Annotated in this window: 21 protein-coding genes; 6 read left to right on the forward strand and 15 right to left on the reverse strand. The window is 65.1% G+C overall.

Annotated features, from left to right (window positions below):
* The first annotated feature begins 20 nt into the window (after positions 1 to 20).
* Complete coding sequence (gene pepN, locus G6N38_RS01465; RefSeq protein WP_163745923.1) at positions 21 to 2,591, forward strand: aminopeptidase N; 2,571 nt, start codon at positions 21 to 23, stop codon at positions 2,589 to 2,591.
* A 23-nt stretch (positions 2,592 to 2,614) separates the two neighbouring features.
* Complete coding sequence (locus G6N38_RS01470) at positions 2,615 to 2,953, forward strand: HNH endonuclease (protein WP_163745924.1); 339 nt, start codon at positions 2,615 to 2,617, stop codon at positions 2,951 to 2,953.
* 48 nt (positions 2,954 to 3,001) lie between these two features.
* On the opposite strand, the gene G6N38_RS01475 is transcribed toward G6N38_RS01470, so the two are convergent.
* From G6N38_RS01475 to G6N38_RS01485, 3 genes are read right to left on the reverse strand one after another with little or no spacing between them, the layout of a single operon-like run.
* Positions 3,002 to 3,478 carry a DUF5130 domain-containing protein gene (locus G6N38_RS01475; protein WP_163745925.1) on the reverse strand — a complete coding sequence of 159 codons (477 nt, stop codon included), beginning with the start codon at positions 3,476 to 3,478 and terminating at the stop codon, positions 3,002 to 3,004.
* Positions 3,465 to 3,704, reverse strand: a complete 240-nt coding sequence (ctaJ, locus tag G6N38_RS01480; protein ID WP_163745926.1) for an aa3-type cytochrome oxidase subunit CtaJ — start codon at positions 3,702 to 3,704, stop codon at positions 3,465 to 3,467. The genes G6N38_RS01475 and ctaJ overlap by 14 nt, the downstream gene beginning before the upstream one ends.
* A 19-nt stretch (positions 3,705 to 3,723) precedes the next feature.
* The gene (locus G6N38_RS01485; RefSeq protein WP_163745927.1) at positions 3,724 to 4,356 is read right to left on the reverse strand and encodes an HNH endonuclease; all 633 of its coding nucleotides are present in this window, start codon (positions 4,354 to 4,356) and stop codon (positions 3,724 to 3,726) included.
* Positions 4,357 to 4,486: 130 nt separating this feature from the next.
* Between G6N38_RS01485 and G6N38_RS01490 the strand changes: the two genes are divergently transcribed.
* Positions 4,487 to 4,897 (forward strand): globin, encoded by a 411-nt coding sequence (locus tag G6N38_RS01490; RefSeq protein WP_163745928.1) that lies wholly within the window; start codon positions 4,487 to 4,489, stop codon positions 4,895 to 4,897.
* Between the two features lie 9 nt (positions 4,898 to 4,906).
* Entirely contained in the window at positions 4,907 to 6,484 is a 1,578-nt protein-coding gene (locus G6N38_RS01495) for a glycoside hydrolase family 13 protein (protein ID WP_163745929.1), read from the forward strand.
* On the opposite strand, the gene G6N38_RS01500 is transcribed toward G6N38_RS01495, so the two are convergent.
* The 9 genes from G6N38_RS01500 to G6N38_RS01540 form a co-directional block, all read right to left on the reverse strand.
* Positions 6,481 to 7,155 (reverse strand): DUF1345 domain-containing protein, encoded by a 675-nt coding sequence (locus tag G6N38_RS01500; protein WP_163745930.1) that lies wholly within the window; start codon positions 7,153 to 7,155, stop codon positions 6,481 to 6,483. The genes G6N38_RS01495 and G6N38_RS01500 overlap by 4 nt on opposite strands.
* A 44-nt stretch (positions 7,156 to 7,199) precedes the next feature.
* Complete coding sequence (locus tag G6N38_RS01505; protein WP_163745931.1) at positions 7,200 to 8,927, reverse strand: glycerol-3-phosphate dehydrogenase/oxidase; 1,728 nt, start codon at positions 8,925 to 8,927, stop codon at positions 7,200 to 7,202.
* 83 nt (positions 8,928 to 9,010) lie between these two features.
* Positions 9,011 to 10,549, reverse strand: a complete 1,539-nt coding sequence (locus G6N38_RS01510) for an amidohydrolase (protein ID WP_163745932.1) — start codon at positions 10,547 to 10,549, stop codon at positions 9,011 to 9,013.
* Positions 10,542 to 12,023: a xylulokinase gene (locus tag G6N38_RS01515; RefSeq protein WP_163745933.1), complete on the reverse strand. Its 1,482-nt coding sequence runs from the start codon at positions 12,021 to 12,023 to the stop codon at positions 10,542 to 10,544. Before G6N38_RS01515 ends, G6N38_RS01510 begins: the two co-directional genes overlap by 8 nt.
* The gene (locus tag G6N38_RS01520; RefSeq protein ID WP_163745934.1) at positions 12,020 to 13,120 is read right to left on the reverse strand and encodes a glycerol dehydrogenase; all 1,101 of its coding nucleotides are present in this window, start codon (positions 13,118 to 13,120) and stop codon (positions 12,020 to 12,022) included. The genes G6N38_RS01515 and G6N38_RS01520 overlap by 4 nt, the downstream gene beginning before the upstream one ends.
* The gene (locus G6N38_RS01525; RefSeq protein WP_163745935.1) at positions 13,117 to 13,854 is read right to left on the reverse strand and encodes an SDR family NAD(P)-dependent oxidoreductase; all 738 of its coding nucleotides are present in this window, start codon (positions 13,852 to 13,854) and stop codon (positions 13,117 to 13,119) included. Before G6N38_RS01525 ends, G6N38_RS01520 begins: the two co-directional genes overlap by 4 nt.
* Positions 13,855 to 13,901: 47 nt before the next feature.
* A complete protein-coding gene (locus G6N38_RS01530) occupies positions 13,902 to 14,897 on the reverse strand; it encodes an ABC transporter permease (RefSeq protein ID WP_163745936.1) in 996 nt (331 codons plus the stop codon).
* A 42-nt stretch (positions 14,898 to 14,939) separates the two neighbouring features.
* Positions 14,940 to 16,412 carry a sugar ABC transporter ATP-binding protein gene (locus tag G6N38_RS01535; protein ID WP_163745937.1) on the reverse strand — a complete coding sequence of 491 codons (1,473 nt, stop codon included), beginning with the start codon at positions 16,410 to 16,412 and terminating at the stop codon, positions 14,940 to 14,942.
* 49 nt (positions 16,413 to 16,461) lie between these two features.
* Positions 16,462 to 17,448 carry a sugar ABC transporter substrate-binding protein gene (locus G6N38_RS01540; RefSeq protein WP_163745938.1) on the reverse strand — a complete coding sequence of 329 codons (987 nt, stop codon included), beginning with the start codon at positions 17,446 to 17,448 and terminating at the stop codon, positions 16,462 to 16,464.
* A gap of 253 nt (positions 17,449 to 17,701) precedes the next feature.
* Here G6N38_RS01540 and G6N38_RS01545 point away from each other — a divergent pair, with 253 nt between their 5' ends.
* Together G6N38_RS01545 and G6N38_RS01550 are read left to right on the forward strand one after the other, a co-directional pair.
* Positions 17,702 to 18,388: a 1-(5-phosphoribosyl)-5-((5-phosphoribosylamino)methylideneamino)imidazole-4-carboxamide isomerase gene (locus tag G6N38_RS01545; RefSeq protein ID WP_163745939.1), complete on the forward strand. Its 687-nt coding sequence runs from the start codon at positions 17,702 to 17,704 to the stop codon at positions 18,386 to 18,388.
* A 14-nt stretch (positions 18,389 to 18,402) separates the two neighbouring features.
* The gene (locus G6N38_RS01550) at positions 18,403 to 19,137 is read left to right on the forward strand and encodes a GntR family transcriptional regulator (protein WP_163745940.1); all 735 of its coding nucleotides are present in this window, start codon (positions 18,403 to 18,405) and stop codon (positions 19,135 to 19,137) included.
* Between the two features lie 52 nt (positions 19,138 to 19,189).
* Here G6N38_RS01550 and G6N38_RS01555 read toward each other — a convergent pair whose 3' ends face one another.
* Genes G6N38_RS01555 through G6N38_RS01565 form a run of 3 tightly spaced genes read right to left on the reverse strand, consistent with a single transcriptional unit; the run spans position 19,190 to position 25,063 of the window.
* Entirely contained in the window at positions 19,190 to 19,837 is a 648-nt protein-coding gene (locus tag G6N38_RS01555; protein WP_163745941.1) for a DUF8010 domain-containing protein, read from the reverse strand.
* Positions 19,834 to 20,247 (reverse strand): acyl-CoA thioesterase, encoded by a 414-nt coding sequence (locus tag G6N38_RS01560; protein WP_163751737.1) that lies wholly within the window; start codon positions 20,245 to 20,247, stop codon positions 19,834 to 19,836. The genes G6N38_RS01555 and G6N38_RS01560 overlap by 4 nt, the downstream gene beginning before the upstream one ends.
* Positions 20,240 to 25,063, reverse strand: coding sequence for an NAD-glutamate dehydrogenase (locus G6N38_RS01565; RefSeq protein ID WP_163745942.1), 4,824 nt, complete (start codon positions 25,061 to 25,063; stop codon positions 20,240 to 20,242). The genes G6N38_RS01560 and G6N38_RS01565 overlap by 8 nt, the downstream gene beginning before the upstream one ends.
* Positions 25,064 to 25,088 lie beyond the last annotated feature (25 nt).

Here is a 25,088-nt window from a genome sequence, read left to right on the forward strand (position 1 = left end):
ACTCCCGCTAGGTTGGACGCGTGGCACTTCCCAACCTCACCCGTGACGAGGCCATCGAGCGCGCTGCTCTGGTCACCGTCGGCAATTACCGCATCGATCTGGACCTGACTTCCGGGGAAAAGACCTTCCGGTCCACCACGACCGTCGAGTTCGAGGCGGTGCCGGGCGCCGCCACCGTCATCGACCTGGCCGCCGACACCGTGCACAGCGCCGTGCTCAACGGCGTCGAGGTCGACGTGTCGGGGTACGACGAGTCCACCGGCATCCCGCTGGAAGGGCTGGCCCAGACCAACGTCCTCGTCGTCGAGGCCGACTGCCGCTACTCCAACACCGGCGAAGGCCTGCACCGGTTCGTCGACCCGGTCGACAGCGAGGTCTACCTGTACTCGCAGTTCGAAACCGCCGACGCCAAGCGGATGTTCGCCTGCTTCGACCAGCCTGACCTCAAGGCGACCTTCGATGTGACGGTCACCGCGCCGTCGCACTGGCAGGTGATCTCCAACGGCGCGACCAGCACCGTCGAGGAAAACGGCAAGGTGAAGGCCCACACCTTCGCCACCACCCCGCGGATGAGCACCTATCTGGTCGCGCTGATCGCGGGTCCCTACGCGCGCTGGGATGACGTCTACGCCGACGAACATGGCGAGATCCCGCTGGGCCTGTTCTGCCGGTCCTCGCTCGCGGAGTACATGGACGCCGAGCGGCTGTTCACCGAGACCAAGCAGGGCTTCGGGTTCTATCACCGCAACTTCGGCGTGCCGTACGCGTTCGGCAAGTACGACCAGTTGTTCGTGCCCGAATTCAACGCCGGCGCAATGGAGAACGCCGGTGCGGTGACCTTCCTGGAGGACTACGTCTTCCGCTCCAAGGTCACCCGGTACAGCTATGAGCGCCGGGCTGAGACGGTGCTGCACGAGATGGCACACATGTGGTTCGGCGATCTGGTGACGATGACCTGGTGGGACGACCTGTGGCTCAACGAGTCGTTCGCGACGTTCGCCTCGGTGCTGTGCCAGGCCGAGGCCACCGAGTATGACCAGGCGTGGACGACGTTCGCCAACGTGGAGAAGTCCTGGGCCTACCGCCAGGACCAACTGCCCTCGACCCATCCGGTCGCCGCTGATATCCCCGACCTGCACGCCGTCGAGGTCAACTTCGACGGCATCACCTACGCCAAGGGCGCCAGCGTGCTCAAACAGCTCGTCGCCTACGTCGGGCTGGAGCACTTCCTGGCCGGGCTGCGCGACTACTTCGCCGCGCATGCCTTCGACAACGCGACGTTCGACGATCTGCTGGGCGCGCTGGAGAAGGCCTCGGGCCGCGACCTGTCGGACTGGGGTCGGCAGTGGCTCAAGACCACCGGGCTGAACACGCTGCGCGCCGATTTCGACGTCGACGCCGACGGCCGCTTCACCCGGTTTGCGATCGCCCAGGGCGGTGCGGCACCTGGCGCAGGCGAGACCCGCGTGCACCGGCTTGCGGTCGGCATCTACGACGACGATCCGACGACGGGCAAGCTGGTGCGGGTGCACCGCGAGGAGCTCGATGTGTCGGGTCCTCTCACCGAAGTCCCTGCACTACAGGGAGTTTCGCGCGGCAAGTTGATCCTGGTCAACGACGACGACCTGACCTACTGCTCGCTGCGGCTCGACGAGCTGTCGCTGCGGACGGCACTGAGCCGCATCGCCGACATCGAGGAGCCGCTGCCCCGCACGCTGGTGTGGTCGGCGGCGTGGGAGATGACCCGCGACGCCGAGCTGAAGGCCCGCGACTTCGTGGCACTGGTGATGAGTGGCATTCAGGCCGAGTCCGAGGTCGGGGTGGCCCAGCGGCTGCTGCTGCAGGCGCAGACCGCGCTGAACTCCTACGCCGACCCGGCGTGGGCGTGCGCCAACGGCTGGCCGGCTTTCGCGGATCGGCTACTGGATCTGGCCCGTGAGTCGGCCCCGGGTTCGGATCACCAGCTGGCGTTCGTCAACGCGCTGTGCACGTCGGTGCTGCAGCTGCACCACATCGCGGTGCTGGCGACGCTGCTGGACAACGAGCCCGCCGAGGTGAACCTCGCTGGCCTGGTGATCGATACCGATCTGCGCTGGCGCATCGTCACCGCACTGGCTGCCGCCGGCGACATCGACGGCGACGGTATCGCGAGCCCGTTCATCGATGCCGAGGCACAGCGCGATCCGACTGCGGCCGGTCGCCGCCATGCGGCTGCCGCCGCGGCGGCCCGTCCGCAGCTCGCGGTCAAGAACGCCGCGTGGCAGGAGGTGATCGAGGACGACACGCTGGCCAATATCACCGCACGGTCGATCATCGGCGGGTTCGCGCCGGCCGGGCAGAGCGCGCTGCTGCAGCCGTTCACCGCGCGCTATTTCGAGGCGATCCCGGGGGTGTGGGAGCGCCGCTCCAGCGAGGTGGCACAGACGGTCGTGATCGGGCTGTATCCGTCGTGGGACATCACTGAGGAGGCACTGGCGGCCGCGGACACATTCCTGGGCGGGGAGCTGCCGTCGGCGCTGCGCCGGCTGGTCCTCGAAGGCCGGGCAGGCACCGAACGCGCGTTGAAAGCGCGCGCCTTCGACGCGGGCTGACTTCGCGCTGCAAAAATCGGGCCATGGCAGCCACCAACAGTCGGCGGGCCCGCGCAGCACGCAGGCGGACCAAGCGGGTCAAGGCCGTGGTCAACGACCTGACCGAGGCGCAGTGGTTGGCGATCAAAGCCGCCTGGAACGGCTGCGCCTACTGCGGCGCGACGGGTAAGCCGCTGCAGCGGGACTGCGTCATGGCGATATCGCGTGGCGGCAGGTACACGGTGGACAACGTGGTGCCCGCGTGCGGGGCGTGCAATGCGAGCAAGTGCAACGACGAGGTGACGGGGTGGCTGCGCCGCAAGCGGCTGGATGAGCGCGGCTTCCTCGAACGGTACGTCCAAATCCGCGCGGAACTACGGTGATTTCGGCGCGTTTTCGTTCGCTGCGCGAACGTTTCCGCGCCGAAATCGCTACGGGCGAGAGATCGCCGCAGACATCACTCGCACGGCACTGACCAGCCCGTCGATGAGGTTGCCCTCTTTGAAGGCCGACGCGGCCGCCGACACCCCGAGTGGAGCCGCCGACTCCGCGCCGCGGCCACGCACGTCCGCGCCGTAAACCACCTCGATCGCCCGCTGATCGGGCGACACGGCCAGCAGCACCGCATTGTTCGGGGTGGGAACGTCGGCGAGGATCTCGCGCGCGCGGTCCGCGGTATCGCTGCCCAGGTCGCCGATGTAGACGGCGAAGCGGGCCTTGGACTGCCGACTGCCGTACTTCAGCGCTTCGTCGAGCTCGACCAGCTGGCTGATCGGGAACGGGTAGTGCACCGACAGCTCGCCCGGCTCGGTGACACCCGAAATCCGTCCGCTGGTGGTCAGCGCATAGCCGTACGGCAGGTCGGCCGGATCAACGGTCGCTACCGTCCCGTGCTCACCACTTGCCACTTGCTTGACCTCCCACACTTACCTCGGCCGCACCGTGACCGTGATGGCCACCGCCCGGAACCACCTCGTCGACGGCCGCCCAGAGGATCGGCGCGTGCGTCCAAGGCTCGGACAACTTGTATGTCGCGGCGTGCTTACTCTTGCCAGGCAAGATCAGGAGGGCCAGGACGGCCGCGAGCCCAAACGGGATGCCCACGAACAAGCCGTGGATGACAGCTGCATTCACGAGGCAAACCGTAGCAGTCTCACGCCGCGCCCTCACCTAGGTAGCGCACCCAGGCCGGGTCGAGTTCCTTGATGGTGCACAACAGCCGCCAGTGCTGGCCCTTCGGCGGCATCGGCACCAGCCGCAACGTCCAGCCCAGCTCGGTCAGCAGCTTGTCGGCTTTGCGGTGATTGCATGTCGCACAGGCGGCCACGCAGTTCTCCCACGAATGCTCACCGCCACGGCTGCGCGGCACCACGTGGTCGACGGTGTCGGCCTTGGAGCCGCAGTACGCGCACCGGAACCGATCTCGGTGCATCAACGCAGCCCGGGTCATCGGGATACGCGCCCGGTAGGGCACCCGGACGAAGCTGCGCAGCCGGATCACCGACGGCACCACAATCGCCCGCGTAGCCGAATGGATCACCGGCCCGTTGGGGTCGTCGTGGACCACGTCGGCCTTACCGCACAGCAGCATGATCACCGCCCGGCGCATGGGGAGCGCCGTCAGCGGTTCGTAGGTCGAATTAAGTAACAGCACCCGGCGACGTCCCCACACTGATCCGTCGGCCGGGCTGGGTATGTGAGGGTCGGCGTGCAGGCTTGAGCTCGGTTGGGACCCGGTCGGGCCCGCCGCGGCGAGGTGACCGCGGTTCCGTTTACGCTGCGCCATTCGTCCTCCGGCAACCAGTGCACCACGGATTCGCGGCGATCGCACGGTTATTTGTGCGGTGTGCCCAGGTCAAATCCGTGAACATCGGGTGACGTCGGTGGCGGCCGAGGCGGATGTACACAATGGTGGGGTGACAGAGACTCAGGCCAACGGGGATCCGCAGACGTTTTACGACGCGGTGGGCGGCGCTGAGACGTTCCGCAAGATCGTGTCCCGCTTCTACGAGCTGGTTCGAGAGGATGAAGTGCTGCTTCCGCTCTACCCGCCAGACGAGCTCGACGGCGCCGAAGACCGCCTGCGGATGTTCCTCGAGCAGTACTGGGGCGGCCCGCGAACGTACGGCGAGCAGCGGGGCCATCCCCGGCTTCGGATGCGTCATGCCCCGTTCCGGATCGGCTTCCTGGAGCGCGACGCCTGGCTGCGCTGCATGCACACCGCCGTCGCGTCGATCGACTCCCAAACGCTCGACGACGAGCACCGCCGTGAACTCCTGGCCTATCTCGACATGGCCGCGCAATCGATGGTCAACTCCGCCTTCTAAAGGACGCCTGTGACCCACGCTGCTGGCGCCCCGTGGTGGGCGAACGCGATTTTCTACCAGGTCTACCCCCGCTCGTTCGCCGACAGCAATGGTGACGGGGTCGGCGACCTCGACGGCGTGAGCGCCCACCTCGACCACTTGAGCCAGCTCGGTATCGACGCGATCTGGCTGAACCCGGTCATGGTCTCCCCGATGGCCGACCACGGCTACGACGTGGCCGACCCGCGCGACGTCGATCCTCTGTTCGGCGGTCTGGTCGCACTGGATCGGCTGATCGCCGAGGCACATGCCCGCGATATCCGGATCACGATGGACCTGGTGCCCAACCACACCAGCTCTGCGCACGCCTGGTTCCAGGCCGCCCTGGCCACCGCCCCGGGAAGCGCTGCGCGACAACGCTATATCTTCCGCGACGGTCTCGGACCCGACGGCGAAATCCCGCCGAACAACTGGGTATCGGTGTTCGGCGGGCCGGCCTGGACCCGGATCACCGAGCCGGACGGCACACCTGGCCAGTGGTACCTGCACCTCTTCGATGCCGAACAGCCAGATATCAACTGGGACAACCCCGAAGCGTTCGAGGATCTGGAGAAGACGCTGCGGTTCTGGCTCGACCGCGGTGTGGACGGATTCCGGATCGACGTCGCGCACGGCATGGCCAAGCCACCCGGGCTGCCGGACATGGCCAACCCTGACATCGAGATGCTCACCCTCGACGACGACGATCCCCGCTTCAACCACGATGGTGTGCACGCCATCCACCGCGGCATCCGCTCGGTGCTCGACGACTACCCACACGCGGTGACCATCGGCGAGATCTGGGTGTTCGAGAACGAGGACTTCGCCAAGTATCTGCGCCCCGACGAACTGCACATGGGGTTCAATTTCCGTTTGGTACGCGCCGAATTCGACGCCACTGACATCCGCGAGGCAATCGAGAACGCGCTGGCGGCAGCCTCCCTCGCCGACGCCAGCCCGACCTGGACGTTGTCCAATCACGACGTCGAACGCGAGGTCACCCGCTATGGCGACGGCGCGACGGGACTGGCCCGGGCCCGCGCCATGGCGATGGTGATGCTGGCGCTGCCGGGGGCGATGTTCCTCTACAACGGCGAGGAACTCGGCCTGCCCAACGTCGACCTGCCCGACGAGGTGTTGCAGGACCCGGTCTGGGAGCGCTCTGGGCACACCGAGCGCGGCCGCGACGGCTGCCGGGTGCCGATGCCGTGGACTGGCGACGCTCCCCCGTTCGGGTTTTCGTCCAACCCCGACACCTGGCTACCGATGCCGGCAGCGTGGGCATCGCTGACGGTCGAGCGGCAGTTGGCAGATCCGGATTCGACGCTGGCGTTCTTCCGCACGATTCTGCAGTTGCGGCGACGGCGTTTTCACTTCACCGATTACGACGTTGAATGGCTGCAGTTGCGCGACGACGCCGTGGCGTTCCTGTCCGGCGGCGTGTTGTGCGTGCTGAACACGGGGAGCACCGCGCTGCCCCTTCCTCCCGGCGAATTTCTCACGGCCAGTGCGCCGTTGGTCGGTGGCGAGCTGGCGCCGGATTCGGCCGCGTGGATCGCGACGGACTAGAGGCCCGAGGCGATCAGGTTCACCACCGAGGCGACGATGACCGCGCCGAACACGAACGACAGCAGTCCGTGCCCTAGTGCGGTAGCGCGCATCCGGGTCGAGGTGAGGTTGGTGTCGGAGATCGCGAAGCTCATCCCGACCGCAAAGCCGACGTAGAAGAAGTCCTTGTAGCAGGGTTCGTCTTTCTGCCCCGGCGGACTGTTGAAGTCGATTCCGCCGGGGCGCGCTGGATCGAAATAGTGCTTGGCATAGACCATCGCGTACAGGGTGTGGATGGTCAGCCACGACAGCACGACACTGCCGATGGCCATCCAGCCCGCGCCGGCATCGACGTGGACGCCCTGGGAAGCCTGCTGGCTGCGGCCCAAGAGGATTCCGACGCCGACCAGGCTGGCCACCGCGCCGCCGAGCACCAGGGAGAAGACGACCCACGGCAGGGGTTGCTCCTGACCTGCATGACCCGCCGTCTCGTCGGCATCGAACGGCCACAAGGATATCCACGTCCAGCCGGTGAAGATGAGCGCCAACGCCGTCCAGCCGCCGAGCAATGACAGCATCCCATTTCGGTCCCAGAGCACTGCCGTCACGACCGCGCCGACCACAACGCCGACGGTGACCCGGGCCGCCGGGCTCTTCCAGAACGGCAGCTTGCCATGCACGGTCTCAGCCATGCCCGACACTAACGCAGTACTAGCGCGGAGTCTCCTACTGATACTTATTCAGCAACAGCGATTTTCGGGTTGTCCATAAAACGCGTGAACGCCGCTACGGCATCCCGGTCCGTGTCCTCGCGCATCGCGGTGCGCTGTGCGGTTACCGACGCCTTGTACGCTCGGACCTGACGCATCTGGTCGGCTGGCGACCAGCCCAGAACCTGGCCACCGATCGCCGCGACATCCTCGACACAGGCCAGACCCGCATCCTTACATTGGATGCGAATACGGGTGCGCCGTTCGAGCACGTCGGCCACCGTCAGGGCGCCCTCGCAGAGAAAAGCGTACATCGCTTCGACTCTTGTGTACGGTGCCGCACCTGCGAGTGGCGCACCGAGCGCAGGGTCCGCAGCGACCAACGAAAGCAGCTCTTCGGTGACGTCGCCGTACCGGTTGAGTAGACGCTTTACAGCGGTAGGCGTCATCTTGGCTTCCCCGGCCAACTTCTGGTGGTTCTCCAGGAGGTCGCGGTATCCGCGTGCTCCAACCAGTGGCAGCTTGGACGTAGCCGATGGCCGGCCCACCCGCAGATCGTCGGCGACAACATCCATCACATCCTTGGCCATTACCCGATAGGTCGTGTACTTGCCACCGGCAATCACCGAAATGCCCGGCAGCGGAGTGCTTATCGAATGTTCCCGGCTGATCTTGGTGGTGTCGACCTCGTCACCTGAATGCACCAATGGCCGAAGACCGGCGAACACACCCTCGATGTCGTCTGTGCTCAGAGGGTGCTTGAGTATCGAGTTCACCTTGGATAGTAGGTATTCCACGTCGACTCGGGTCGGCAGCGGCGTGCCCGTGTCCTCGCGCCACTCGGTGTCGGTGTCACCGATGAGCCAATGGCCATCCCACGGGATGACGAACAACACGCTCTTCTCGGTCCGCATCAGCACCCCGGCTTCAGACTCGATCCGGTCGCCGGGCACGACGATGTGAATTCCCTTCGAAGGTCGGACGGCAAAGTCGGCCTGGCGCCCAGGAATCATCTCCAGGACGTGCCCAGCCCATGGACCCGCGGCCACGACAACGTGGCGCGCCTGGACGTCGAACTCGGTATCGGTGAGCATGTCGCGCGCGTGCACCCCGCACACCCGCCCCCCCACGACGGATAATCCCGTCGCCCGCACCTTCGTCAGCATCGCAGCTCCCCGCTCAGCGGCGGTGCGCGCGACGGTCATTGCGTACCGGGCATCATCTTCGATGGCGTCATAGAACTGGATTCCACCGACATAGGCCTGCGGGTCCAACCCGGGCGCCGTTCGCCGCATCCGCCGCTTGCTCAGATGCCGGTGCACCGGCACCGCACCGGCACCACCCATCGAGTCGTAGAGCGCCAGACCCGCCCCGAGATAGCCACGCTCCCATACCCGATGGGTGAGAGGCCATATGAGTGGTACCGGCTTCACCAGGTGCGGTGCGATGGTCTCGAGAAGCAGCTTGCGCTCGCGCAGGGCTTCGCGGACCAGTGCGAAGTCAAGCATCTCCAGGTAGCGGAGACCGCCGTGAATCAGCTTGCTGGACTTACTCGAAGTGCCGGAGGCGTAGTCATCGGCTTCCAACAGCACTGCCGAGAGACCGCGAGATTCCGCGTCCAGCGCGACGCCCACCCCGGTGATGCCCCCGCCGATCACGGCGACATCGAAGATCTCTGTCTCGGCGCGGGCCCGGTCGGCGATGCGCTGCTGGCGGGACAACCGTCCGGGACGCTGAGTGTTCTCGTAATTCATGGGATCCGCGTGCCTATCTAAAGTATGACGTCTGACAATTTCGGGACGGCAGCCGTGTGCCTGGAAAGTTCTCTCGTAGGCGCCTAGCGCCCCACCGAGCGCCCACCCACGATGGTCGCCACCGCCGCGATTCCTTCGATGGCGTCCGGGGCGACAGCCAGCGGGTTGGCATCGGCAACGGTGACGTCAGCCCGAGTGCGCTCGACAAGGTACGCCTGCGTCGGGTCTCCGCCGGCCATCCACTCGGCGGACCCGGTATACATCGTCAGGGCCTCAGCCGGAGTCAGCCGTTCCGCGTGCTGCGGATGATTAACGGCAGAATGGATGCCCAGGAACGGGTCCGCACTCGTGACGTCACTGTCGGAACCGCCCGAGACGATCAAACCCGCGTCCAACAGGGTGCGCAGCGGATACGCCGCCGCCAGGCGTTCTGCGCCGAGCCGCGATGCGTAGACGCCGTCGCGCTGCCCGCGCAGGTAGGCGAATCCGGGCTGCGTGGATACCCCGACCCGGACCTCGGCGGCTCTGGCAATAACCTCCATCGAAGGCATGCCGAAGTGCTCGACACGATGCCGCAACGGATTTCCCGGCGCACAGACCGCGGCGATCGCTTCGACCGCGTCGGCCACGGCAACATCGCCGATTGCGTGCACCCCGAACTGAATGCCCAGTCGTTCGGCATGGGAGAACAACGCGATGAGTGTGTCGCGGTCACGCAGCGTGACACCCAGCTCCTCAGGGGCATCGTCGTAGGCCACGCTCAGCCGCGCGGTGCGCGATCCCAGAGACCCGTCGGCGCAAACGTCACCTCCCCCGTGCCGGTAGCCGGCTGCGGCGATCGCCGCGACGTCTTCAGTGCTCCACAAAATGTGCACCCGCACAGGGAGATTGGCGTGGAGGTTGCGCAGCACCGCAACATCGCGGTCGTCGAACAGCTCGCCGCCCTCGATGGCGTGCAGGGTGGTCAAACCCAGGTCGGCGGCGTACTGCGCCGCAAAGCGCAAATTTTCCTGCGCGTACTCCAATGGCAGCACCGCACCGAGCCGCTCCTTCGCCAGCCCGCTGAGCGACTCCTGCATGCGTCCGGCGTAGTCGCGGGCCGCCGCTTGCAGGTCCAGCAGGTCCGCCGCCACCGAGTTGATGAGCGAATAGTGCAGCCCCCGGTCATTGATGTAGAGCGGTCGGTCGGGGCAAACCTGGTCAAGTTCGGCGAGCGTCGGTGCACGCCCCTCCTGCAACCGCGCTTCGTCGAGTTGCCCTGCGATGACCCAGTCCGTCCCGGCGGCTGCCGGCGCACAAGCAACCCGATCCAGAACCTCGGCCACGCTCTGACAGGAGGAAAGGTCAACGGCACGCTTGTTGGCACCGGTGCTCATCATGTGAAAGTGCGTGTCGTGCAAGCCCGGTAGCGCAACCGCACCATCGAGATCGTATACCGGTATACGGTCATCGAAGAGGTCCGCCTGGTCTCCGATGGCGACGATCTGCCCGTCGGCAATATGCAACGCCCCGCATATGGTGAAGGCATCGCCGCCAAGTATCGACCCGCCCGTGAGGATGTACTCGGACGGGGCGTCGGTTTTCAGCGACGCCAAAGGACGGGCGGAGTAAGCGCTAGACAACGTGCGCACCTTTCATTCGCTCGTACAGGTCTTCGTAGGCCATTCTTCTTGCAGCAAAAGCGGTTTCGGTCTGCGGGTTTGGGACGAACGACTCGAAAGAGGCGGCGCAGGCGATGCTGGCTTCCGCGGCTGAGGCGTGTACTCCCAAGCCGACGAGTACGACCATCGCGGCGCCGAGCGTGCTGGCCTCCGCGCTCGATGCCCGCTCTGATCGCAGCCCCGAGGCATCCGCCTGTAGCTGGCACCACTGCGGCGACACGGCCGGACCGCCGGCAAGGCGAACCACCGACGCGGGCTCTCCACACACGTCATCCATCGCATCCACGATCTGCCGCACGCCAAACCCGTTGCTCTCTAGTACTGAGTAGGCCATGTCTGCGCGAGAGGTGCACAGTGTCAGACCGGTCCAGGTGGCCTGCGCACCATCGTCGAAATGCGGGCTGCGAGCACCCGAGAAGTACGGCGCTAACAACGGTGCGCGGCGACCGGACTCGCGTTCCCAAACCTCTTGGAGCAACTGCTGCGAAAGCTCCCCGCGCCCACTGCATGCGACGTCGACGTGATCGACGAACCAGTTCCACGCCGCACCGGACACATAGTGCATACCCATGAGGACGTACCGCAGGTCACCGACGCCCCGATTGAGGACGAACCGGAAGTCGGTGACCGGTGTCGCGACGGGCCTGACCACGAAGGTCCCGGTGCCGGTCGTGACAGCGACCTGGTCAGCCCGGACCACGCCCATCCCCAAAGCGGCGCAGGGTTGATCACTTCCTGAGGCAACGATCGGGAGGCCTGCGGGCAGCCCGAGACGTTGCGCCACCCGCGGCCCGAGTGCACCGATTGCGCTGCCCGACGGCGCCACCTCAGGCAGCAGTGAAACATCCACGCCGACCTCCACGCCGAGGCCGCGGTCGTAGCTGTCAGTGTGGATGTTCATCAGCGAGAAGCAAGCGTTAGACGGGTCGGTGACACGTCTACCCGCGAGGCGGGAGTAGACGAACGCGTCCGCTGTCAGGAAGGCGTCGGCGTTGGCAAACACTCGAGGCTCGCGGTCGCGCCACCACAGGGGACGAGCGATCGACCACGAACTCGACACCGGGCTACCCGTGATGGCACACACCTTGTGGCGCACGGGCGCTGGCATCGCATCGAGAATCTCGTTCGCGCGCTGGTCCATCCATAGCATGGCGGGAGCCAGGGGTGCACCGGACCGATCGACCGCAACAGTGCTGATCTGCTGGTTAGTTACGGTGAGCGCGCTGACCCCAGCGCTGTATGGGGCAACTTCGGCCAGCGCCCCAGCGGTGGCCGACCACCAGTCCTCTGCATCTTGCTCGGCAGCACCTGGAACGGGGCTGCACAGCGCCAGAGGGCGCGCCGCATGGGCGAGGAATGCACCGCTCGCATCTACTACTGTCGCCCGGACCGACGATGTCCCAACGTCGACCACCAGTACTGACGGGGCGTTCATGCGCCTGGCGCCATCGCCTCGACCACGGTAAAGGCCTCTCGCACATCGCGTTCACTGATCGGACGCGGCATGTTGCGCATAGAATCATCTGGGCTGCAGGCCCGACGTACGATCGCGTCCATCACCGCGTCGTCAGCAACGGGCAGATCGATGTCGGCGGCAGCGGCCGGAAGTCCCACCGTGCGGTTGAACGCCAGCACCTCGTTGAGCCCGTTTTCGTCAGCGACCAAGACCAGGTGCACCAACAACCCATAGGCAACCAATTCCCCGTGCAACGCGGTGGACCGCGAAAACGGTTTGATCGCGTTGTGGATCGCATGGGCGGCGGCCAGACCACCACTCTCGAAGCCCAGACCGCTCAACAACGTATTGGCCTCCACCACGTTCTCGAAATCTCGGCGTCGATCCCGATCCCCGTCGACGAAGGCCACCGCTCCCACGGCTGCGTCCAGGAGAGTTGATCGGCACTGCTCGGCGATTCCGCGCGCGGCGATGGTGCCAAGTCCTCCGGCGAGCACCGGGGCCTCAGCTTCAAGACACGCCCGTGCCTCGAATGTTGTGGCCATTGCATCACCCATACCCGAAATCAGGTACCGCGCTGGCGCTTCCGCGATGATATCGGTGTCAACGACGACTGCCGCGGGGCCTTCGGCATAGGTCTCGATCGAGACGACGGTCCCGGCGTCGTCGTAGATCACCGCCGCCGCCGCCGTCGGTGCGTCGGTGGACGCCAGCGTCGGCAGTACCGCAACCGGACGCCGCGTGCGGTGGGCACACGCCTTCACGGTGTCGATGATGGTGCCACCACCCACTCCCACAACAAAGTCCGCTCGCGCGCGCTCGACTTCATCTTCGACTGCCGCGATTCGTTCGAAGGTGCACTTCGAGGGCACCGCGACGAAGTCGAGGACCAGGCTGCCCGCCCCAGCGCGCATCCGATCCTCATACAACTGTTGCGATCTCGCCGAGAGGACCACGATCGCGCGAGATCCCAGATTTCCCAACCTATCCGCGATTCGATCTATCTCGCCAGGGCCCTGCCAATATCGCGTTGGTGCCCGAAAAGCCCGTGTCGGTGTGCAGTCCGGACTTGTCATGCCACCAACATTCCGCCATCGAGGGGCACCGTCACACCGGTCACGTAATCGGATGCCGGCGAGGCTAGGAACAGGACGAGATTCGCCGCTTCCGCTGGAGTACCGTACCGGCGCATCGGGATGCGGGAGAGCAGGCGTTGATCCAGTTCGGCGTCCTCCTTGACGTACGCTGTCATCGGCGTCATCACGAAGCCCGGGGCGATCGCGTTCACCTGCACCCCGGCCGCGCCAAGCTCGACGGCCATCGTGTTGGTGATCGCGACAACGGCAGCCTTACTGGCGTTGTAGCTGAGAAAGTCCTCGTACCCGACGTATGCGCATCGGGACGCGAAGTTGACGATCTTTCCGTGACCGCGCGCAGCCATACCGCGCGCAAACTCCTGGCTCAGGAAGAACAATCCCTTTGCGTTGACGTCGAGTACGGGGTCCCAATCTGCTTCGCCGATATTGATGGCGGGGCCGGGACGGGTGATCGCGGCGGCATTGACCAGTACGTCAACCCCGCCAGTGGCCTGCTCCACGTCCGCGGCGACGGCGCGCACGGCGTCGTATTGACTCAGGTCGGCCGGGAAATAGTGGTCAAGTGCCACATCGCTATTGTCATTCAAATCAATGCCAACGACCGCGGCCCCGACACCTTTGAGCGCGTCGGCAATCGCGCCCGCTATACCGCCGTTCACACCCGTAACCACCGCAGTTTTGCCGGCAAGCATCTGGTCACTGAAGGTCGTCATCTGTTGTTTCTCCTGTGTGGTTGGGGTGAACGGGTTGATAACCAAAACTAAATTCGGGCTCGTATGGTGGAGCGCGCCGCCTCGAGCGCCGCGGCGATGATCAGTACAACTCCAGTAACAATGCCACTGACCTCAACCCCGACGTTCATGAGAGTCAGTCCGTTGTTGAGCATCCCGATGAGCCAGACGCCGAGAACCACGCGCCAGATGCTGCCCCTGCCACCGGTAAATGCGATGCCACCCAACAGGATTGCCGTCAACACGGTGACCTCGAAACTGAGTCCGAGGCTGGACGACGGCGCGCTGTTGAGCCGGGCGACTTGGAGAACACCGGCGAGACCGGCTGCGGCGCCCGTCGCCGCGTAGAGAACGAGAATCAGACGCTTGACGTCGACGCCGGAAAGGTACGCCGCACGCCGATTGACACCCGTGGCGATGATGTGTCTGCCGACGGGTAGCAGCGTCATCACAGACATGCAGACGACGATAATGATCGCGGCTATGAGCACCAGGTACGAGATTCCTGCGATCGTGCCAGACCCGAAGTCGCCGACCGCGTCGGGGAAACCGAATAGCGAACCGGGGGCTAGGAATTGGGCTAAACCGCGAGCGGCTGCCAGCATGCCTAGGGTGACGACGATCGGCGAGAAATTCCAATACCCGATGAAAAGGCCATTGGCCAGCCCAGCCCCGAGGCCTACGGCGAGGCCAACCAGGATGCCCGGCACGAAGCCAAGGGCGAGAAAGGCCAGCCCCGAAGCCACGCCCGCCAGCGCCATCACCGATCCCACCGAGAGGTCAGCGTATCCGGCCATCAGAAGCATCGCGGCCACCACGGCGACGGTGAACACGTGCGCGTTCTGGGTCGCAATGGCGGTCAGGTTCTCGAAGGTCATGAACTGTGAAGTCACGACCGCGAAGTAGGCCATGAGAAGCGCCGTTCCCACCGGCATGACCCAGTCCGTGGCGCGCAGCGCAATTTCGGAATACGAGCGACGTCGTTCGGTGAGTAGTTCCTCACTTGCCCTTGCGGTTGCAGTCATGATCATCCCTGGGGTGTTGTGGCGTGTGGTGGGCATGGGCAGCTAGTGGTGGGCAAGCGCGAGCAAGCTCTGCTCGTCGAGTTCGGCGGCATGCCGGATCGCGACGATGCTGCCTTCAGCAAGAACAACGACTCGATCCGCCAGGAGAAGCAGTTCCTCGGGATCGTTCGAGGCGAACATGACCGCGCGCTCACCCTCGGCGACGAACTGCCTTACCAGGTCATAGATCTCGTATCTGGAGCCGATGTCGACACCCTGAGTTGGATCGTCGAGCAACAAAAGCGAGATCGGTCTCGGCTCCACACCTGCTACCCACCGCGATAATACGAGCTTCTGTGCGTTGCCACCCGACAAGTAGGCCGCCGGGTACTCCGCGGAGGACGGTTTCAAATTCACCCGTGCCGCTGCCTCGGCGAATAGCCGCCCCTCGGCCCGCATTCGCCGCGGTCCGGCGCTCAACGCACCAAAGTGCGGCATGAGGAGGTTTTCCAACGCCGACATATCGCCGAAAATCGCCTGCGCCTTGCGATCCGAAGGCACGAAGGCAATACCGGACGACGCGGCTGCGCCGGGCGAGCGTGGCGACTTGCGTTCGCCGCCTATCGTGAGTTCACCCTGCCGGTGTCCGCCGACGCCGGCGATTGCCTCGAGCAGATCGGTACGTCCGCAGCCGAGTACACCAAACAGGCCGACAACCTCACCAACGCCGACTACCAGGTCGACGGGCCCGGTGAAGCCGGAATGATAGGAGTCAAGGCGCACCAACGGCGTGCGCGTGCCCTCCCGGCACTGGCGCTCCGACGTCGGCGCGTTCGGTGAGATGCCTTCGATGAGATCGGCCATCGTGGTCGATTCAATCGTGCGCGTCCACAATTCGACACCGTCGCGTATTACGGTGACGACGTCGGCGGCGTCCATGACTTCCCTGAGAATGTGAGTCACGAAAATGACGGCCAAACCTCTGTCGTGCGCGAGATGCCGCATGGTCGACAGCAGATTCTCGGTTTCGCTGTCGCTGAGCGCCGCGGTCGGTTCATCGAGAATTAGGACTTCGGGTTCCTCGACGAGGGCTCGGGCGATTTCGACCAGCTGCTGCTCGCCGACAGCAAGGCCGCCGACGAACCGGCGGACATCGATGTCGACGCCGAGGGATCCAAGCGTCCGCTCGGCCAACTCAACTTGACGGGACACGTCGACCACGCCTGAACGCTTACGAAGCTCGCGACCTAGGAACACGTTGTCCGCGACGGTGAGATCGCTTGCCAATTGGGCGTGTTGGTAAATGATCGCGATGCCTGCTTCGCGCGCCGTGCGCGGCGTGAGGGAGTGGAAAGTCCGTCCGCCGACGATAATCTCGCCGCCGTCTGGGGACTGAGCCCCTGTGATGCACCCCAGCATCGTCGACTTGCCGGCCCCGTTCGGGCCGAGCAGCGCATGGATCGTGCCTGGCGCGAATGCCAGGTCAACGCCCTTGAGCACCGCGTTGCCCCCGAACTCCTTGGTCAGACCGCGCACTTCGAGAGATCTCGACATCATTGACTCACCAATCCCCTTGCGTGCAATGTCAGTTGTACTGGGCGATCAGTTTGTCAAGTTGGGCGGGATCACGAAGCGTTGCGAGTTCGACGGCCGATTCGCTGTTGGTGACCCCGTTACCGGTCACGGCGGCGATCGACGTGTCGATGATCGACTGCGCCAGGTCAGCAAGCAGGATCGCCGCCGATGCGCGGTAGGCACCACCCTTTTTCACAGCCTCCAGGCCATCGATGTTGCCGTCCTGGCCCGCGATGTAGACCGTCTGAGGGTCGACGCCCGCGTTGTTGAAGGCGCGTAGCGCGCCGAGCGCCGCATCGTCGTTCAGACCGATGAAGACGCGCAAGTTGGGATGCTCGCGCAAGGTGTCTTCCGCAATGCGCAGGCCGCACGCCTGGTCCAAACACTGCTGATAGGACACGACATCAATGCCGGCTTCCGGCAATAGCTTATTGGGGATGGCGAACCGGCCATTGAAGCCAACCAGAGGGCTCGTCGTGATCGCCGCCGTCAGACCTCCGCCAGGATATGCGTGGCCGGCCCACGCTATCGCGTCGTTTGCCACCATGGTGCCGCTGGCGTCGTTGTCGAAGCCGACCGAACCGTCGGCTCCCTCTGTGAGGCCTGCGTAGGTCAGCCACTTGGTGCCCTGGGCCTGTGCTCGTTTGCGAAGACTTTCGACCGAGGCGTTGTCGACGGGAAGGACGACGATGGCGTTAACCTTTTGCGCTACCCAGCTTTCGAGCGTTGCTCGCTGGTTCTCGAGGCTCTCCCCCTGAGTGTTATCAAGCAGCACCTTCACGCAGCCGTTGGCCTGAGCTGCCTGCTCCACCTTCGACTTCAACGCCTTGACGAACGCAGCCTGACCGCTCGGATGACTAAAGCCGATCGCATAGGTCTGCGCGCAGTCGGCGTTTGTTGCGGTATCCCTAGCGGCACACGCGTTGAGCGACATCACCAGGACACTCGCCGCGACAAGGGCTAACCCCCGGCTGCGTTTCTGCAACTTGTGAACCATCCGTTTCCTTCCGACTGTCTGTGGTCGCGACCATCCTCGGCGCCGAGTGTGCGTCTGGGTACCAGAGTTTAGATAGTGAGCAGACGTCAGGCAACTGATTGACATGTGTCAATTCCTGATAACGCTCTCGACAGGCGAATATGAGGGATCTGTTGGATACTCTCTCGCCCTTCGCGCAATCCCGGTGATTGCATATTGACCAGACGTCTGACAACCTGGCGTGGTCACAATCCACTCTCGCCAAGGAGACGCAATGGCTGAGTTCATCTTCATGCTCACCCACAACGACCGCACCGTCGACCACGCTCTAGACGCCCTACACGTAGCACTCAAGGTGGGCGTGAGACACGTTGGATTCAAAGACGTCGGGTCGACTCCCGAACGTCAGGTCGAGCTCGTCAGCACCGCGCGCGAAGCCGGCGTCACCACCTACCTTGAGGTGGTAGCGGAGACTCGCGACGCAGAGTTGGCCGCAGTATCTGCCGGCATCACGGCGGGCGTCGACTGGATCCTCGGCGGCAAGGCTGCCACCGACGTCGTCGATATGCTGCGCGGTCGAAACATTCGCTACGCGCCGTTTTGCGGCCGCACTGTTGGTCACCCAAGCGTGCTGGAAGGCACTGTGGATGAAATCGCCAGCGACGCAGCAACACTGACCGCCATCGATGGCGTGGACGGTGTCGACCTGCTGGCCTACCGCCACCGCACCGCGGACATCGGCTCGCTGATCTCATCGACCGTCAGCCGTAGCGCCGGTCCGGTGATCGTGGCCGGCTCGGTTACCTCAGCCGAACAAGTGCGAACCATCGCCGACGCCGGGGCCTGGGGATTCACCATCGGCGGCGCTGTCTTCAGCAACGAGCTGGACGCCAGGCCCGGCCTAGAGTCTCAACTCACCACGGCGCTCCAGTACGCTTCGGACACCCAGCAAGATTACTGAGACGGGAGCAGATCATGGCCAGCCGTCGACCATCACTCGTCGATGAGGTTCGCGACGACATCCTCGGGCTGATGAGCGCCGGCACGTTGAAAGTTGGCGATCAACTCCCCAATGAGCAAGAGATGTGCGAGCGGTGGAATGTCAGCCGTGCAACGATTCGCGAAGCGTACCGTTCTCTGATCGCTGCCGGTTTCCTCCATGCCAAACGAGGCTCGGGGACCTTCGTTCTTCGATCGCCCAATCAGCGCAGCCTTGATACCTCCTTGAGCTACATGGCGATGATTGCGGATGCCGGGCATACCCCCGGCATCCGCCTCATCCGCCGCGAAGAGCGCGCGGCAACAACTGGTGAAGCCGAACGACTTAAGTTGCCCCACGATTCGCGACTTCTCGTCGTCGACCGTATTCATACCGCCGATGACCACCCGGTGATATTCAGCCGCGACCGCCTGCCTAGCGAACTTGTCTCACCAACTGCGTTCGCCGATATGACGGGGTCGCTGTTCTCGATGATGGAGACAGTTGGGTACGAGCCTCGCAGTGCCCGGGCTCGGCTCACACCCGTGCGCACCGATGAAGTTCTGTCGCAGCTTCTCGCAGTGCCCGAAGGGGCGCCACTACTGCACATCGACGAAATCGACTACGACACTGACGGCCGCGCCGTGCTGTACTCCGAGGAGTGGCATGTAGGTGACGTGTTTCCGCTTTGGCTCAACCGTCGGGTGACCCTGCACAACGATCCGTACTGATACCCCGGCCAAATCTGTACGTTCAGCGACGGGCACGGGGCCATGGAGGCTCCTAACGCAGTACTAGCGCGGGGTCTCCGCGTCGTCGATACACCGATCCGAACCGTGCGTCGACGCGCAGCCAGGTGGGCGATAGCCGCACCCGCACGATCTCCTCGGCACCAGGCGATTCGGGCACGAACCCCATGGCGGTCAGGGCGAAGACGCAGCGCATCGGCACGCCGACCGCGGCGTCGCCCGAACTCACCTGCAGCACATCCTGGTCCAGCAGCGAGGCGGGCGGCCCGTGTGCGCTGCTGTGTTCCTTGGCCAGGCCAGCGCCACGCCCCGCCAGATCGATGAGCACGGCGGCCGGTACATCGTCGACGTGGGTGAATCCGGTGTCCGGCGGTAGCCCACCACGCCACGCGGAATCCATCTGATATCCGGGATCGATGTAGCCCGAGTCGTCGGCGCCGCGCAGTCCACGAGCCAATGCATCTGCCCCGCAAGATAAGTCGCCCGGGGTGAGCTGACCGGCGACGACCCGTACGGCGAGTACGTCCAAGCCGGTGGCCACCCAGGCTGCCACCAGTCCATCGGAACGGGCCCGCAGCCGGACCACCGCGGCCTCGTCGAGGCGCAGAGCGCGCTCGACGAACGCTGCCAGATCGCCACGCCCGGCGGCATCGGCGATCACCAGGCCCCGTTCGGGAGTCATCGCTGCCAGCGCTGCAGGTACTCCCGATGCTTGGGCGAAAGGCGAACCAGCCGTTGTTCTTCGATGTGCACCGCGGCCAGCTGAGTCTCGGCCATCACCGCCGGCCGTGAGTCCGGTTCGGCGGTCAACGAGCGCACCTCGTAGCCGAGGGTGAAGTCCACCGCACGCAGCCGTTTGGTCCACATCGTCACTTGCAGTGGTGAATCAGCCAGGCGCAGCTGGCCTTTGTAGAGCACCTGCACCTCGTGGATGAGCAGGCCGATGGTGGCGATGTCCTCGGCGAACGGCTCGCGTAGGAAGTCCACCCGCGCCTCTTCCAAGATCGTCACCATGGTGGCGTGGTTGATGTGCTGGTACATGTCGATATCCGACCAGCGCACATGCACGCCGGTGGTGAACCCGTTACCCACTTGATCCTGTCCCACTCGTTCTCGCCATGCTGCGGATCTGGCGTGCCGCCACCGATAGCGTGGCCAGATCGCGTTCATCGTCGGCGTAGATCTCGGCCAGCGTGCGGCGGGCTCGTTCGACCCGTGAGCCGTTGGTGTGCTCCCACTCGGCGATCTTCTGCTCCCCCGTCTCCTCCGGCTCGCCGACGGCCAGCACGTCGAAGCACAAAGCTCGCAACGACCCGTAGATATCGTCACGAATTGCCAAGCGGGCCAACGAATGCCAGCGATCATCGCGCGGGAGCCCGGAGACCGCGGTCAGCAGCCCGTCGGTGCCCAGGTGATCCATCAGCGCGAAGTAGGTGTCGGCCACCTCGACGGAATCGCGCTCAACGATGTCGGCGATGTCGATCACGTCGAGCAAGCTGTACTGATACAGCCCGCTGGCCACCGTGTACGCCAGATCCGTCCGAGCACCGTATGCGGCGAATTCGCCGGCTTCCTTGGTGACGATGGCCTTGTCGTCGCCGCGCAACCAGTCCGGCATCCGCGGCGTCAGCTCGGTGACTTTGGCGGCGAACCGGTTGATTTCGGCGCCGACCGCAAGCGGCTGCGGGCGGTAGTTCAGCAGCCACCGGGCCGCCCGGTCCAGCAGCCGGCGTAGGTCCAGCGTCATCCGGTCGGACACGTTGACCGGCACCTCATTGTTACGCGACGCGTCGAGAATGCGCTGCCACACCTGGCCGATTCCAAAGATCGCATCGGCAGCCACGAACGTGCGCACTGCGTCGACGTATCCCACGCCGGTGTCTTCGGTGACGCGGTAGGCGAACGAGATACCGCCGATGTCGACGACGTTGTTGACCAGCATCGTGGTGATGATCTCGCGACGCAGCTGGTGGGTGCGGATGTCGGCGGTGAAGTGATCACGCAGCTGGCTCGGGAAATACTGCGGCAACCGAGCGGCGAACACCTCCTGATCGGGTAGGTCGCTGGCCAGCACCTCGTCCTTGAGCGCGAGCTTGACGTGGGCCATCAACGTCGCCAATTCCGGTGAACTGAGCCCGATTCCGACTTCCTGACGTCGGCGGATCTCCTTTTTCGACGGCAGTGCTTCCAGTTCACGGTTGAGCCCGCGCCGCGCCTCGAGCTCGGCGATCTGGCGGGCATGCACATTGAGCAGCGTGGCCGCGTTGGCCCGGCTGGTACCCATCAGGTCGTTCTGGTGGACGTTGTCGGTCAACACCAGCGCCGAGACCTCGTCGGTCATCGAGGCCAGCAGCTCGGTGCGCTCGGCAGCGCTGACCTTGCCCGTGGTGACCAGCGAGTCGACCAGGATCTTGATGTTGACCTCGTGGTCGGAGCAGTCCACACCGGCGGAGTTGTCCATGGCATCGGTGTTGATCCGCCCGCCACACAAGTCGAACTCGATACGACCCAGCGATGTCACCCCGAGGTTGCCGCCCTCGCCGATCACCTTGGCCCGCACCTGGTTTCCGTTCACCCGAACGGTGTCATTGGCGCGGTCGCCGACTTCGGCATCCGATTCGGATTCAGCCTTGATGTAGGTGCCGATACCGCCGTTGAACCAGAGGTCGACCGGGGCCTGCATGATCGCCTTCATCAGGGCCGGCGGCGTCATCTCGTCGGCATCGCTATGCAGACCGAGGGCCGCACGGATCTGCGGGCTGATCGGAATCGCCTTCTGCTGGCGGCTGAACACACCGCCGCCCTCGCTGATCAGTGCGGGGTCGTAGTCCTCCCAGCTCGAGCGCGGCAGGTCGAACAACCGGCGGCGTTCCGCCCACGACCGCTCCGCAACGGGGTTCGGGTCGATGAAGATGTGCCGGTGGTCGAACGCCGCGATCAGCCGGATGTGGTGCGACAGCAGCATGCCGTTACCGAAGACGTCGCCGCTCATGTCGCCGACGCCGGCGACGGTGAAGTCCTCGGTCTGGGTGTCCACGCCCATTTCCCGGAAGTGCCGCTTGACGGACTCCCAGGCGCCCTTGGCGGTGATGCCCATGGCCTTGTGGTCGTAACCCACCGAGCCGCCGGAGGCGAATGCGTCGCCCAGCCAGAAGTTGTAGGACTGGGCGACGTCGTTGGCGATGTCGGAGAACGTGGCGGTGCCCTTGTCGGCGGCGACGACGAGATAGGCATCGTCACCGTCGCGGCGGACCACTCCGGGCGGGGTGATGATGTCGCCGGTGGCCCGGTCGACGTTGTCGGTGACGTCGAGCAGGCCGGCGATGAACAGCCGGTAGCACGCAATTCCTTCTACGCGGAGCGCATCCCGGTCGGCAGCGGCATCGCCGAGCGGTGCCGGCGGCTTCTTGACGACGAATCCGCCCTTGGCGCCGACGGGCACGATGACGGCGTTCTTGACGGCTTGTGCCTTGACCAGGCCGAGGATCTCGGTGCGGAAGTCTTCGCGGCGATCCGACCAGCGCAGCCCACCGCGCGCGACCTGACCGAATCGCAGATGCACACCTTCGACCCGCGGCGAGTACACGAAGATCTCGAATTTCGGTCTCGGCAGCGGCAACTCGTCGATGAGTTGGGGATTCAGCTTGAGCGACAGGACGTTTTGGGCGTGCGCCGAGTCCGGGCTGGTGACGAAGTAGTTGGTGCGCAGCGTGGCCTGGATCATCGCGGCGAATGCCCGCAGCACCCGGTCGGTGTCCAGGCTGACCAGCGCGTCGATATCGGCGGCGACGGCGTCCGCCGCGGCCAGCGCGTCCAGACCTTTGTCGGCCGAGTCCGGATCGAACACCGCCTCGAAGAGGCTGACCAGCGAGCGCGTTGTTCGGGGATTTCCGTTGAGGACCGACTCGATATGCGATTGACTGTACGGAAAAGCCGCCTGCCGCAAGTACTTTGCGTAGGCCCGCAGCACGGCCACCTGCTGCCAGGTCAGCCCGGCCCGCAGCACCAACTCGTTGAACCGATCGATCTCGGCACGGCCCTGCCAGATCGCCGTGACAGCGTCGGAGAACCGCTGGGCGGTGGCGTCCCATTCCTCTTGGCTGGCGGCGTCGGGCATGGACGCGTCCGGCCGGATCTTGAACTGGTAGATCCAGACCTTCAGCCCGTCCGGGCGCACAACGGTGAACGGGCGCTCCTCGAGCACCAGCACACCCATGCACTGCAGCATCGGCAGCAGGTGACTCAGCGAGGCTGTGGACCCGCCTAGGTACCAGGTCAGGAAGGCCTCGTTGGGTTCGTCGCCCTGCTCGAACTGCAGTTTGACCGAATCCGCTTGCAGCGCTTCGATGATGCCGATGTCGGTGATTGCCTCGGTCGAGGTGACGGCCTGTTTGAACTCTTCGGGCAACGCGTCGGCATAGTGCTCGGCGACCGCCAGGTCGATCTTGCCCGCCCGCGCCGAGCCGATCAGCCGGTCACCCCAGGTGCGCAGCGCCTCGGTCAACAAACCCTGCACGCGAGTCCGGTTCGCCTCACCGTCGTCGATCGACGCACGGGTGGACCCGTCCGGCAGACGGACCGTGAAATGCACTACTGCCCAGGGCGATTCACTGACCCGTGCGGTGTAGTCGATGCTCAGCCCGCCGAACTCGCGCACCAGGATGTCCTGCATGGCCAACCGCACCGCGGTGGTGTACCGGTCGCGGGGCAGATAGACCAGACAGGATACGAAGTGACCGAGCTGGGCCGCGCGCAGGAACAGCAACGCCCGGCGGCGCGAGCCGAGGTCGACGACGGTGGTCGCCATATCGAGCAGCTGTTCGGCGCCCAGCGAGAACAGCTCCGAGCGCGGGATGGTCTGAACGATGTCGAGCATCAGCTGACCGGGGTGGCTGGGGTCGTTCTGCGACAGCGCCAGCACGTCGCGGACCCGCCGCGAGATCAGCGGGATGTCAAGCACATTGGCGCTCATCGCGGTGGCCGTGAACAACCCGACGAACCGGTGCTCGATGTCTGGGCCGTCGGCGCGGTGCTCGCGGATCACCACAATGTAGGGATACGCGCCGTAACGCAGGAAGCTGGGCATCGTGGCCTGAGCGAGCACCAACAGGTCACCGGGATTGGTGAGCTCCGGCAGCACCTCGGTGCGCAGCCGCGCCACTCCGAGACGGCTGGACTCTATGACGGTGGCCGTCCCGTCGCCCACGGTGCAGTCCTGGCAGCCCAGCAGCACGAAGTTGCCCACCGACAGCCAGCGCAGCAGGTCGGCGACGTCCTCGCGGTCGGCACCGGCGAAGCGGGTTCCCGAGTCGTTGTCGAGGTCGCGGGCGAGGTGGTGCAGCGCGGCACTCAACGCCGACGAGTCCAGAGCCACCTGTCGGGCATCGGCCACCACCATCGGCAGCATCCGCTCGGCCTCGGCCAGTGCCTTGCGGTTGACCGATGGCGACAGCTGCACGTGGATCCAGGACTCTTCGATGCCCGGTGAATCCGAACCGGCTGCATCCTCAGCCGACGTCCGCACCTCGAGTAGTTCCCCACCTGCGCTGCGCCGCACCCGGAACACCGGGTTCATCAAGGCGACGTAGGCGACGCCGACCCGGTGCAGCAGCACCGTGACCGAGTCCAGCAGCATGGTGGCCTGGTCGGTGACGATCTGCAGCGCGGGCCCGAAGCCGCCGGGATCGTCGCTGGGATAGATCGCGACGAGGGTCTCCCCAACCACCCGGCTGTGTGCCAGCCGCTCCTGGGCGGCGATCAGGCCCGAGGGAACCGCCTGGTCGGCGAACGCTGTCACCAGCGGACCGGTGTCGGTGGCGTCCGGGTCGGGAGCCCCGCCGTGGGGACCTCGATAGGTGGCGAAGTAGGCCTCGCCTATCGACTCGGTAGTTGTGGGGTCAACCGTCATACCTGCCGCTCCTGATCAGCATGCG

Source organism: Mycolicibacterium helvum (assembly GCF_010731895.1).
GTDB classification, from domain to species: Bacteria; Actinomycetota; Actinomycetes; order Mycobacteriales; family Mycobacteriaceae; genus Mycobacterium; species Mycobacterium helvum.